The 13,406-nt window shown below is 51.2% G+C and carries 8 protein-coding genes; 6 read left to right on the top strand and 2 right to left on the bottom strand.

Going from position 1 to position 13,406, the window contains the following annotated elements; genetic code table 11:
* Positions 1-383: 383 nt before the first annotated feature.
* Positions 384-1,994 carry a glycoside hydrolase family protein gene (locus ABD852_RS20095; RefSeq protein WP_345032178.1) on the bottom strand — a complete coding sequence of 537 codons (1,611 nt, stop codon included), beginning with the start codon at positions 1,992-1,994 and terminating at the stop codon, positions 384-386.
* 120 nt (positions 1,995-2,114) lie between these two features.
* Positions 2,115-2,747, bottom strand: coding sequence for a Crp/Fnr family transcriptional regulator (locus tag ABD852_RS20100; RefSeq protein ID WP_345032180.1), 633 nt, complete (start codon positions 2,745-2,747; stop codon positions 2,115-2,117).
* A gap of 124 nt (positions 2,748-2,871) precedes the next feature.
* Between ABD852_RS20100 and ABD852_RS20105 the strand changes: the two genes are divergently transcribed.
* From ABD852_RS20105 to ABD852_RS20130, 6 genes are all read left to right on the top strand, one after another.
* Positions 2,872-3,468 carry a NifU family protein gene (locus ABD852_RS20105; RefSeq protein ID WP_345032182.1) on the top strand — a complete coding sequence of 199 codons (597 nt, stop codon included), beginning with the start codon at positions 2,872-2,874 and terminating at the stop codon, positions 3,466-3,468.
* 18 nt (positions 3,469-3,486) lie between these two features.
* Positions 3,487-4,746 (top strand): metallophosphoesterase, encoded by a 1,260-nt coding sequence (locus ABD852_RS20110; RefSeq protein WP_345032183.1) that lies wholly within the window; start codon positions 3,487-3,489, stop codon positions 4,744-4,746.
* A 177-nt stretch (positions 4,747-4,923) separates the two neighbouring features.
* Complete coding sequence (locus ABD852_RS20115; RefSeq protein WP_345032185.1) at positions 4,924-5,505, top strand: RNA polymerase sigma factor; 582 nt, start codon at positions 4,924-4,926, stop codon at positions 5,503-5,505.
* Positions 5,506-5,848: 343 nt separating this feature from the next.
* The gene (locus ABD852_RS20120) at positions 5,849-9,442 is read left to right on the top strand and encodes a TonB-dependent receptor (RefSeq protein WP_345032187.1); all 3,594 of its coding nucleotides are present in this window, start codon (positions 5,849-5,851) and stop codon (positions 9,440-9,442) included.
* Positions 9,443-9,454: 12 nt separating this feature from the next.
* On the top strand, positions 9,455-11,173 hold the full coding sequence (locus ABD852_RS20125; protein ID WP_345032188.1) for a RagB/SusD family nutrient uptake outer membrane protein: 1,719 nt from the start codon (positions 9,455-9,457) through the stop codon (positions 11,171-11,173).
* Positions 11,174-11,291: 118 nt separating this feature from the next.
* Complete coding sequence (locus ABD852_RS20130) at positions 11,292-13,379, top strand: outer membrane protein assembly factor BamB family protein (RefSeq protein WP_345032190.1); 2,088 nt, start codon at positions 11,292-11,294, stop codon at positions 13,377-13,379.
* Positions 13,380-13,406: the final 27 nt, after the last annotated feature.

Raw genomic sequence — 13,406 nt, forward strand, 5'->3', positions numbered from 1 at the left:
AAATAAAGTTAGGGAATATTCGCCGACACTACTATCGGGTACTATCCGGTTTGCATGTAAACCTTCAGTGAACCCGGTCTGCCGGTTCCGGGGCGCAAACACCGGCGTTCCTCTCTGTGGTTAAGGATAAACCGCAAAGGTACAAAGAACACAAAGGGTGGCTCTGTGCTCTCTGCGTTCCCTGTGGTTTAAGAAATACAACCGCAAAGCTCACAAAGAGCGCAAAGGAAACTCTGTGCTCTCAGTGGTTTTTATTTAACCACAAAGGATACAAAGATAACTCTGCGCTCTCCGTGGTTAAGAAGAAAATAATGAAGTAAAACAAACCATCTGGTGTTTTCGGCATGAAGCTTATGACGGATCAAACCATTGAACACTCTTACCTAGAAAAAGCCATGGGTTTCGACCGGGCCGTATTTCAAAGCCAGTTCTATCCGGTATACTGCGGTTTTTTCCGATGATGAAAACCGGAGGTCATTTTTTCCGCTTCGGATTTTGTCGGCCGGAACAAGGTAGGCCACCACTTTCTGCCCGTCCGACAGACCGAGAAGCTTATCAAAAAGTCCAGGGTAGTCGGGACGGACGTCCTTGAGCTCGTGGCCGTTAATACTAGTGGTAAGATCGCCGGGCGCATCGGTTCGCACGAACAGGATAACCTCCTCCGGTACGCCCTCCGCTACATTATCGCCTATAAAAATGCCGGCCTCTGCGCTTCCCGTAAAATGTAAAGGAAGAGGGCTGTTAGGCGTTAGGTCATAGGAGGTGGCTCCGTCGGAAAGACAAAACACTTTATTTCTCTTACGAAGCGTCTCCAATGATCCGATCTCCTGGAGCAAAAGCGGTGAAATAGTTCTGCTTACGAGCGTTCCGGGAACCTGTACCGACTTTTGGCCGGCATCATTATAAGCGGTAAGAAAATAATTGAACAGGTAGGACCCCGACGCCCCCTGAGCAAGCGCATGGGAGGCCATTCCCCGATACATGCCATGCGAGTAAGTTTCCCTGGGTTTGTACCCGCCGTCGTCAATAGAGGCATATACCGGAAGGTCTGCTCCAAAGTCTTTCTTGAAATCGGCAACCGGCATGGCCGGTTCACCCAGCCAATGTACGCCTAAGGTGAGGAAATCAATCAACCCCAGCTTCGCCCACTCCCGGACATCCAGCCCCTTGGCATCGCAGTCTTTCAGCGTTGCCGGGACACGCGCCGTAAGGAGGATTTTTTTATGATGGATTTTGCCGACCGAATCCACCATTTGCCGGACCGACCGAACGAGCTCCGTCATGAGGGGAGCGTTTTGCACAGCCTCCGCCTTCCTGAAATAGACAATGAAGCGCATAAAATCCAGCTCATAGCCGTCTATGAGGCTGCCGTATTTCAAAAGCTGTTCGCGGATAATGTTCTGCTTAAATTCCCTGACTTCGGGGTGTGCAAAATCCAGTGCATTGCGCGCATTCCAGCCATTGAGGGTACTGTCGCTGGTCCACAGCTGCGGATTAGCCCTCCAGAAGCTGCCATATTGCTGAGGGTAATTTGTGGTGGTATCCGCAAAGTGAAGATCGTTCATCCGGTAGGAAATGAACGCTTCCATTTTCTTATCATGCGCTCTTTTCAAGGTTGCTTCAACAATGTCGGTTCCCTCTTTTTCGAGGGCCAGCGCATTCTCGTAAAAGCGGTTGAGTGCTGCGCCGAGATCCTTGTTGCCGGGACATCCACCGAAAGCGGGATCGCCGATGAGCCCGCCGTATTTGGACCGGTAATAAAAAAAATCGCTTCCCGAGCATATCATGAATGTAGTCACCTGCGAAGCGGCGATATCGTCCACATAGCGGTGTACGTCCGATAGCGTAAGCGGGCGCTTGCCGTACCAGTTGTTACCCAGGATTTCTGTTCCGTCGTTGTTATGAATCAGCCGATGGGCGTTGTTCTTACCGGAGGAATCGGGCCTGCAACTTGAAAGCCCCGCCAGAAGTAAAAGGAAGAATAGGTAACGCATTGTTGCTCAGCAATAAATAAGGTTTATTCCAGGAAAGCATCGAAAAGTGCAGACTTACCCAATCGCTTGCGGAAAATCCCGCAGAGGCAGAAGAAAAAAGAATGAGGAAGGCGCGAAGGATCAGAGTGCCTGTAAAATGGAAATTTTGTTTCGCCCGAGTTTGACTTTCCCTTCTTCTTCAAGTTGTTTTAAAAGTCTCGAAACCACGACTCTTGCCGTTCCCAGCTCGTTGGCCAGTTGTTCATGGGTAACCTGCAGCGTTTGTGAACCGGTCAGCTCGGATTTTTTTCGAAGCAGGATCAATAGCCGGTCGTCTACCTTTTTGAAGGCGATGTCATTGACCATTTCGAGCAACTCTTCAAAACGCTTGTGGTAAAGCCTGAAAATATAATCCAGCCAGTCGGGATATTCCTTAATGAATAGCGGGACTTTGTCGATTGGGAGGAATAAAATCTCAGCATCTTCTTCTACTTCCGCCTTCACTTTACTGGCTTCATTGTGAAGTCCACCCAGAAAAGACATGATGCAGCTTTCTCCGCTTTTGATGTAGTAAAGCAAAATTTCCCGTCCGTCTTCATCCGTACGAATTACACGTATGCTACCCTTTGTGACAATCGGAATGGCTTTGATATAGCCGTTTTCGTTAAGAATGACGCTGCCCGCCGGAGCAGTTTTTTTTATGCTGTACTGGAGCAGTTTTTCTCTGAGCTCGGGTGAGGCATTGAAGTCGGAAATGTTGAGCAAATTTTCCATATCCGTAAATATACCGGTTTTGATCAGTTTTTGGCTTTCATCAGGATGGAACACGAACCGAAAAGACACTTGTTGTGTTACTACTTACGAACTAAAGAAATGCCGGTTAATATCTGATTGAATTATGTTAAAACGCCCCATCTTTATATATACGGAGTTGAGCCCGAATCCAAACTCCATGAAGTTCGTACTTAATTTCGAACTGGTCCCCGACGGGCTTTCTTTCGACTATCCCTCGCAGTCTGCTGCGTTGGAAGAAGGACGGGTTTCTCCCCTTGCTGCCGACCTGTTTCAATTCCCTTTTGTCCAGCGCGTATTCGTGGCAAGCAACTTTGTCACCCTGTCAAAAGATGACGAGACCCAGTGGGAAGATGTGCTCCGGGATGTGAAATCTTTTTTGAAGATTTATTTTGAGGAGGAGCAGCCCGTTTTCGACGATGCGACCATTTCAAAGAATACCGTTGTCGTTTCGGCGGATGAATCCGAAACGGTGCAGAAAATCAAGGCAGTGCTGGACCAGTATGTACGGCCGGCGGTGGAATCGGACGGCGGAGCCATCAATTTCCATTCTTTTGATGAGCAGGACGGGAAGGTAAAAGTGATGCTGCAGGGTTCCTGCAGTGGGTGTCCGTCTGCTACGCTGACCTTGAAAGCAGGGATAGAAAACCTGCTGACGCGCATGGTGCCTGGGGTGAAAGAGGTAGTGGCAGAAGGGGTCTGACCCGGAAATCGAATTGAAATGAACTCATTTTTTGGGATACTGATCCTCGCGCTTTTCATACTTCTGGTCGACCGGTATATCTGGTCGGCTTTAAGATCATTGATTCCTCCTCAAAAAACAGCCCTGCAGCGGATGTCAGCCGTGCTGTTTTGGGGGTATACCGCTATTGTGCTGATGGTATTGGTGCTGTTCGTCGCTTTCCCGGGTGAGAGAATGCCCCACAACCTCCGCACGATCGGTTTCGTCGTGATCGGCGTTCCGCTTGTAGCCAAACTGGTGTCCATATTGGTGCTTTCAGTGGACGATTTGCGGAGAGGTGCCCTTTGGATGCTCAGAACGTCGGGACTCAAACCAGTGAAAAAGGAAAACCGCGCTCCGGATGTTCCGGTGATACCGCGATCGGAATTCCTGACGAAAACGGCCGCCGCCGCCGGGCTGGGAATGGCAGGAACACTCGTTTTCGGCATTGCCTCCGGCGCCTATGACTACCGCGTCAAGCGCATTCGCCTGTCGCTGAAAAACCTGCCCGCAAAATTTGACGGTTTAAAACTCGCCCAGCTCTCTGATATACATACCGGCAGCTTTTATAATAAAAAAGCGGTGATGCGGGGTGTTGAAATGCTGATGAACGAGAAGGCCGATCTCGTGGTTTTTACGGGAGACCTGGTAAACGAACAGACGTCGGAAGCGAAATTGTATGTGCCGGTATTTGAAAAAGTAAAGGCGCCGATGGGGGTTTATTCCGTTCTGGGAAACCATGACTATGGAGATTACCGGCAATGGGCGAGTGTGGCAGCCAAAGAGCAGAATTTCAAGGATATGCTGGCCGCTCACAAAGCTTTGGGATGGAACCTGATGCTGGATGAAAATAAGGCAATCACTGTAGAGGGCGAGTCAATCGGTCTCATCGGGGTGCAGAACTGGGGCGGCGGACGCTTTCCCAAATACGGCAGCCTCGACAAAGCGATGGAAAGAACGGACGATTTCCCCGTAAAAATTTTGCTTTCCCATGACCCCAGCCATTGGGACCTGCAGGTTCGCCAGGAGCACCCCGAAATAGACCTCATGCTGGCGGGCCATACCCACGGCATGCAGTTTGGGATCGAAATCCCCGGCTTTCGCTGGAGTCCTGCTCAATACAACTATAAACGCTGGGCGGGTTTATACCGGGAAAGCGATCAATACCTCTATGTTAACCGGGGATATGGTTTTATCGGATATCCGGGCAGGGTAGGTATTCTTCCGGAAATTACCGTGATCGAATTGGTGAAGGGCTAGTAGTCCGGCCGTAAGCTTCCCGGAAGTGCGGCAGGTCTACCACCGGTAAACAGGTAAAATGCATCTTGAAATTTTAGATTGCATTTTACTTGTTTTATTTATTACATTTGGGTTTTATTGCCAAGTATTAAGCCAAATACCTTAACTCCGGTATCGTGAACTAAACCACTGACTGGGATGGATGTAGCAGAAAAAGAGTTGCTCAAGAAAAGTGCTTTGGGTGACAGATATGCGTTTTCACTCTTGTATACTGCCCATCTGCCTGGTCTGATGAAATATCTTTATCTCTTCAACCCGTCCAGGGATGACAACGAAGAGGTAGTCCAGGACGCTTTTCTGAAAATGTGGGAGAAGAAGGAAAACCTTGCGGAGGTAGAATCTTTCAAAGCGTACGCATTTACCGTTTCAAAAAACCTGCTGCTCGACAAGTTCAGGCGGGCCAAGCTGGAAAGGAAGGTTATGCAGTTGATGGCCCCTGGTACTGAAGACAGCGGCGTGCGCCTCGACGATGAACTTTGTTACGAAGAATACCATTCTGTCGCGGAGCTTGCTATTGACCGCCTTACTGAAAAACGCAGGCATATTTTTGAGCTGCGGACCAAGGAAGGCCTGTCGCTGGATGAAATTGCGGACAAGCTGAAAATTTCCAAATCTGTCGTCAAGAAACAATACTATGCCGCCTCGTCTTCCATTATGGAGTACCTTAGAAATCGGGGGGAAATGACCATCAGTATCGTCTTCTGCCTTATTTTATTCTGACGACTTCTTTTCTCTTAAAATTATTTTTTGTTTAGAGGGGTGCGCGTGCATGGCGTATGCGTCTTTTAATTGTACGTCGGCAAGGGAGACATCTCATCTCTTTCGGGTAGTTTGCCGGTAAAATACCCACAAGCCGAAGACCCTATTCTTAAACCTAAAAATCCTGAATGATATGATTCAACCGGGAAAACTCAAATAAGACAGGCGAACGGTCAGGAGCGTACCATAGAAAAAAGCTGTGTCGGTTAAGGGCCGAAACAGTTAATAGAACGCTATTGCCGGAAGATTGGTCTTATCACATCGCATTATGTAAAACTAACCTTCAATCAAACAGGGTAAAAGTATGCATCACCTCTCACTAAAGCAATTGCCTTTCAGGCAGTTGTGCAGGATCCTCTATGGGTTCTCAAGATTTACCGGGACGGGATTAACGAGAACAGTCGCTATTTTCGCGCTGCTCCTGTGCCTGCTTGCGGGTAGTATTGCGCAGGCTAACGATCGCGTATACACTCAGACCGTTAGAATAAACGTAAAAAACAGCGGGCTGGAAAAAATTTTTATGGAAATCCGCTCGCAGACAGGCTACGATTTCCTTTATAACAGCCGTCTTTTAAAAGGAACAACGCCGGTTACGCTTCATATCGTGGGGGCCTCGCTTGAAGAAATCCTGGATGAGGTGTTTAAAAACCAGCCCATCACCTATTCGATTATCGAAAAAACAATTGTGGTGAAGAAAAAGGCGGGCTGGCGGAAGGAAGATGCCCGCAAAAAGGCGCCCGCGGAGCAAAAAAGACAGCCCGTTGGATTTCCGGCCGGCCCCCAGGCCAATGAAGCCTGGGCAAAACGCATTGAAACCTCCTATCCACAGGCGGATGAGGTGAGTGGAAAAGTGACCGATGAAAAGGGTGAGCCCTTGCCCGGTGTAAGCATTCTTGTCCGCGGTACCCAACAGGGAACTGCTACCGATGAAGCCGGGAAGTATACCATTCAGGTTCCTAATCAACAGGCGGTACTGGTTTTTTCGTTTGTGGGGTACGTCAGCCAGGAAGTGGCTGTAGGCGCCCGGAAGTCGCTGGATATCACCCTTCAGGTAGATGAAAAGGCGTTGGAAGAGGTGGTGGTGGTGGGCTATGGCACACAGAAGAAGGTTAACCTTACCGGTGCTGTCAGCCAGGTGAGCACGGAACGACTGGAAAACAGACCGATTAACAATCTGGATCAGGCGTTGCAGGGTGTGTCGCCCGGCCTCAATATTACAACGAACTCGGTTTCCGGAGGTGAGCCTAACTCCAGGATGGGGATAAACATTCGTGGTATCGGCTCTCTTTCCGGCGGCGCGCCGTGGATTCTCGTTGACGGTACGCCTATGGACATCAATTCAATAAACCCGGCCGACGTGGAGTCTGTTTCGATCCTGAAGGACGCCGCTTCCACCGCAATTTATGGCTCCAGGGCGGCGTATGGCGTTATCCTGATTACTACAAAAACCGGTAAAGGATCCGAAAAAATAAAAACCGACTACAGCAATAACCTTTCCTGGGCGCAGCCCACCAATATGCCCGGCTTTGTCAACTCTCTCCGGTTTGCCCGGGCGATTAATGAAGCGGCAACCAATTCGGGACAAAATGCAATTTTTTCAGATGCTACCATAGAACGTATCATCAAGTACCAGAATGACCCGGAGAACACGCCCTCGATGGTTGCGGACCCGCGAGACCCGAATGGGTGGGGATATTGGAACCAGGGTAACGCCAACACCGACTGGTGGGATGTCCTGTATAAAGATGTGGTGTTTTCACAACGACATAACCTGGGCATCAGCGGAGCTTCGAAAAATGCAAATTACTACGTGGGTCTCGGTTGGCTCGACGACGCCGGGAAGTTCAATTTTGCCCACGAGAAATTCCAGCGTTTTAACCTGGCATCCAACCTCTCTCTGAAAGTTTCGGACAAACTGACCATATTCCTGAAAACAAAGTTCAACCGGAGTTATCAGCGCTACCTGATTTCGCAGGATGTTAATAACCGCTTTGCCAATTATAACATGATGGCCATTTCCTGGCCTACAGACCCGGTTTACACCCCCAACGGTGATTTTGCGCTCGACAAAAACCTGCCCGGGGTACTGCAGAACGGCGGCAGTGACAAACAATATACGACGGACCTGTGGTTCAGCCCGTCGCTTCAGCTGAACCTTACCCGTGACTGGAAAGTAAACGCCGACCTCAGCTATAATTTCTACGGTTATAAAAGAGGGCATCACCGGGCCATTGTGTGGGGCCTTGCTACCGACGGGGTTACACCGATCAAGCATTACAGCCAGAACTGGAACCGGATGCGGCAGGAACTCGTACACAATGAATACATCACCTCTAACGTGTATACCGAATACGCGAAGCAATTTAACCGGCACTACGTGAACCTGCTGTTGGGCGGCCAGGCCGAATTGTCCAACAACATGCTCCTGAATGGCTGGCGCCGCGATTTGGTGACGGAGTCCGTGCCTTCAATCAGTACTGCTATCGGCGCAATGGACCTGCAGGACAATATGTCGCACTGGTCGACTCTGGGTACGTTTATGCGGGTTTCGTACAATTTTGATGAAAAGTACCTGGTTGAACTGAACGGCCGATACGACGGCTCATCCCGGTTCCAGAAAGGTAGGAGATGGGGTTTTTTCCCTTCGGCAGCGGTAGGCTATAACATCTGGAAAGAGGACTTCTGGAAGCCGTTTGCCGATGTGGTCAATACACTGAAATTCAGGGCCTCTTACGGCACTTTAGGGAACCAGAACGTAGCCAATTACCTGCACGAAGAGACCATACCCATTGTGACCAATCTCAATTGGATCATGGGAAGCGCCAGGCCGGTATATGCCACGGTTCCGAATAACAGAAGCCTCGGCCTTACCTGGGAAACGTCCGAGACGGTTAATTTCGGGATCGACGCCGAAGCTTTGGACAACCGGCTGGGCCTGACCCTGGAATGGTACAATCGGACTACCCGGAACATGTTCGGGCCGGGAGAAACGCTGCCGGCTTCCTACGGAGCCAGTGTACCCCTGAAGAATAATGCGACGCTTTCAACAAAAGGAATCGAACTCTCGGTTAGCTGGCGCCAGACCTTGCAGAGCGGTTTCGGGTACAATGTCAACTTTATTTTTTCGGACAACAAAACCACCATCAGAAAGTACAATAACCCTACCCGCCTGATCTCGAATTTTTATGAGGGCCAGACTTACGGTCAGATCTGGGGATTCGAAACAGCAGGCCTCTTCCAGTCCAAACAGGAAGCGCAGGAGTGGGCTGACCAGTCGCAGCTGTACAGCGTCTGGGGCGCCGGCGACGTTAAATACCAGGATCTGAACCAGGACGGTAAAATAACCCGGGGAGACCAGACCGTGGCCAATCCGGGCGATCTGAAAGTGATCGGCAATACTTCGCCCAGGTTCCTATACGGCCTTAACCTGGGACTGAACTACAAGATGTTTGACTTTACCATGTTCTGGCAGGGAGTGGGGAAACGAGATCTCTGGATGGGAAACCAGGTTTTCTTCGGTTTCGGCCCGGCCTGGACAGCTACCGTTCTCCAGGAGCATAGCATTAATTACTGGAGTCCCGAGAACACCGGCGGGTATTTCGCAAGGCCCTACCTGACAGCTGAGAATAACAAAAATCAGCAGGTTCAGAGCCGCTTTCTGCAAAATGCGTCCTACGTGCGGCTGAAAAATGTCCAGTTGGGCTTCAATATCCCTGCGCAGGCCACGCGAAAAATCGGCATCGAAAAGGTACGGGTGTATGTGAGCGGGGAAAATGTTTTCACTTTCTCCAAAATCATGCAGTCGTTTGACCCGGAGGCAAACGTGAGCAACACCGCGTCACCGCTTGTATATCCTTTGTCAAGATCCTATTCACTGGGACTGAATGTTTCATTTTAAACGGGAACCGACATGAAAAATTTATATGTATTTATCTTGTTTGCTGCTGTGTCGGCGCTTTCTTCCTGCAGCGAATTTCTGGATAAAAAGCCCCTTGATGCTATTTCAGGCTCGGATTATTGGAAGACACCGACCGATCTTGAAATGTATGTCAACCAGTACTACACTGTTTTTCCCAACGAAACCCGAAACGACTACACGTTGCTGGAGGGCAACAGCGACAACCTGGTTTTATCCAGTTTCAATGCTACGCTCGCCGGCACGCGGGTAGTGCCGGCATCGGGCGGAAGCTGGAGCAGTGCATGGGCGCAAATCAGGAGTGTGAACTATTTCCTGGAGAACTACAAAACCGTTAACGGTGCAAAAAATCTGTGGGAACATTATGTCGGCGAAGCGTACTTTTTCAGGGCGTATTTCTACTTTGGGCTGCTCCGGGATTTTGGTGCAGTTCCCTGGATCAATAAGCCGCTGAAAGATGACGACGCAGGGTTATACACGGCGAGAGACCCGCGAAACGTAGTGGCGGATTCTATCATTGCCGATCTTGACAGGGCCATCGGGAAGATGAAGGGTAAGGAGACCGCCACGCCCTTCCGGCTCAACCGGCAGATCGCGCAATTGTTCAAATCGCGCGTGTGCCTTTTCGAAGGGACCTGGGAAAAGTACCATGCGGGAACGACCTTCGGAGTATCCGGTTCCGACGGGAAAAAGTACCTTGAACTCGCGAAAGAGGCTGCCGGGCAATTAATCGCCGGCGATCTTTACAGGATCCATATCGGCAGCGACCCTAAAACCAACTACTATTATTTCTTTGGACAGAAAGACTACAGCGCCAACCCGGAAGTGCTGCTTTGGAAGAAATGGGACAACAGCCTCGGGCTCGTCCGCTGGGCCCCCAGCATCTGGGGGAATGATATGGGAATCACTGGCGAGCTGGTAAATTCTTATTTGTGCACGGATGGTTTGCCGATCGCGAAAAGTAAACTTTATGAAGGTGACGGCACCCTTGCCCGGGTGGTGAAAAACAGGGACCCGCGCCTGGCGCAGAGTATTTGGGTGCCGGGCGATGCCGTAAATATCCTGGGAAGCGGAGATACTACCAAGTTTGTCCGGGCGGATATTCACCAGACCGGGTCCTACCGCTGCGTTACCGGGTATCAGCTGAAGAAGTATTCCAATGCGTGGGGCGACAACCTGAAAGCCAACTACTACCAGTCAGAAATCGGCTCTATTATATTCAGGTATGCCGAGGCCCTGTTGAATTTCGCGGAAGCAAAGGCGGAGCTGGGCGAGCTGACCCAGGCCGATGTTGACGTGACGATCAACAAGCTGAGAGACCGCGTAGGTATGCCGCACCTGGTACTAACCAACATTACGCCGGATCCGAACTGGACGTATCCTGCCTTGTCGCCGGTTATCAACGAAGTACGGCGGGAAAGACGGGTGGAGCTCGCATTTGAAGGGCTTCGCCTGTACGACCTGATGCGGTGGCGGGCGCACGAGTCCATCACAGGGAAGCGACCGGCCGGCGCTAAGTTTGTGCAGGCAGACTACCCGGAGATGGTGGTCGGCACCCACGTATTCGTAGACCAGAAAGGATACATAGACGCCTACCAGAAAGCGCTTCCTAACGGATATGGCTTCAAGCCGGGCCGGGATTACCTGAACCCGATACCTGGTGTGGAGCTGACTTTGAACGACCAATACACGCAAAACCCGGACTGGGAGTAACTTTATCCGGGTGGTGAGCTTTAAGGTGTGAGCGGCAACCCTCACACCTTAAAGCTCACACCTCACACCTCACACCTCACACCTGACACCTCACGCCTCACACCCCAAAAAACCTTTTATGAGACTATTAGCGATCCTGATTGCCGGCCATTTCCTGGTATATGCCTGCACCCGAAAGCAAAACCCGAAAGATTGGCCGGAATACCTTGGCGGACCTGAAAGGAGCCATTTTTCAGCCCTGGACCAGATTACCAAAGAGAATATCAAAGACCTGGAGGTAGCCTGGGTGTATAATTCAGGAGACTCGGGAGTATGGCAGTGCAACCCGATCGTAATTGACGGTACGCTTTACAGCCTGACGGCGGCGAGCGAGGCTTTTGCGCTGGAAGCCGCAACCGGAAAGGAGAAGTGGCGGTTTGCCCCATCGGAGAAGAAAAACTTCCTGAAAAACAGGGGGGTGGCTTTTTGGCAGAAAGACGACGACAAGCGGATCCTGTTTAGCTATGACGAATGGTTGTATGCGCTTAATGCAGAGACCGGCGAAGTGATCAGGACCTTTGGAGAAGACGGCAAGGTAAGTCTCAGAACCGGGCTTGGCGAAAACGGCAAGGGTAAATACCTGATGTCCAGAACGCCCGGGACCATATTTGAAGACTTGATTATTATGCCGACGGTCATGATGGAAGAGGCCGGAGCAGCCCCGGGTTTTCTCCAGGCGTTCCACGTTAAAACGGGTGAGCTGGCCTGGGTTTTCCACACAATCCCCCGAAAAGGAGAGTTTGGTGCCGATACCTGGCCGGAAGATGTACATACCAAGGGCGTGGTCGGAGCGGCCAACAACTGGACGGGTATGACCGTGGATTACAAACGCGGAATGATCTATGTGCCGACAGGGTCGGCCGCTCCCGACTTTTTTGGGGGAAGCAGGAAGGGCCAGAATCTTTTCGCCAACACCCTGCTGGCACTGGATGCCCGCACCGGGAAGCGGAAATGGCATTACCAGATTATCAGGCACGATATCTGGGATATGGATTTGCCCTCTCCCCCCAACCTGATGACCATTCGTAAGGATGGCAGGGAGCGGGAGGTAGTCGTGCAGCAAACCAAAAAGGGGTACATTTTTGTCTTTGACCGCGACACGGGCGAGCCGGTTTTTCCTGTAGAGGAGGTGAAGGTTCCGGCTTCGCCCATCGCGGAAGAGGAAGCGTGGCCTACGCAACCCATTCCCAAACTTCCGCTGCCCATTGCCCGGCAGGAAATCCTGGAAAGCGATCTGAATATCCATTCTCCCGATTATGACTCGCTTAAAAAGGTTTATCACTCCTATCGCAAGGGTAAATACCTGCCGGTCGGAGAGGTGCCTACCATGGTGACGCCCGGGCTAATGGGCGGCGCGGAATGGGGTGGGGCCGCCGTTGACTCGGATGGCATGTTGTACGTGAATTCAAATGAAGTCCCCTGGATCCTGACGCTCCGGCCTACGTCGGAGGGAGAAGCACAGTTTTCGGGTGGAGAGCGGGTGTATCGCAACACCTGCTCCACCTGCCACGGTCCCGACCGGCTGGGAAATCCTGCCAGCGGCTTTCCCTCTCTGGTATCGGTTAAAGAGAAGCTTTCGCATGACGACCTGGCCAACCTGATTTCGAGAGGCCGGGGCATGATGCCGGGCTTTCCGCAGTTGTCGGCATCCGACAAAAAAGCGCTGATCGGCTTCCTTTTCGGGGAAAAAGAAGAAGGGTCCGGGGAAGACCCTATTCACGGTCAGACGAGCCCGGCCGATGCGTGGACATTCAAAGGGTACACCAAGTTCCTGGATCGTGAAGGGAGACCGGGAATACTGCCGCCCTGGGGTAGATTTACTGCGATTGACATGAATACAGGGCAGCAGAAATGGCAGGTCCCGCTGGGGGAGATCCCATCCTATAAAGCGCGCGGCATTCCCAATAGCGGGACGGAGAACTATGGGGGGCCTATTCTGACTGCTTCAGGAATCTTGTTTATAGCCGCTACCGAGGACGCCAAATTCCGGGCATTCGATAAGGAAAACGGCGCTTTGTTGTGGGAGACCGACGTGCCGGCGCCGGCTTTTTCCACGCCGAGCACTTTCGAGGTAAACGGGGCGCAGTACGTCGTGCTTTCCTGTGGTGGTACTACTCTTGGAACGAAGAAGGGCGACGCCCTGGTAGCTTTTAAACTGAAGAAATAGGCATGAGGTGCAGGCTGCAAGGAACGC

The sequence above is a fragment of the Ravibacter arvi genome, from assembly GCF_039540405.1.
Lineage (GTDB): Bacteria > Bacteroidota > Bacteroidia > Cytophagales > Spirosomataceae > Ravibacter > Ravibacter arvi.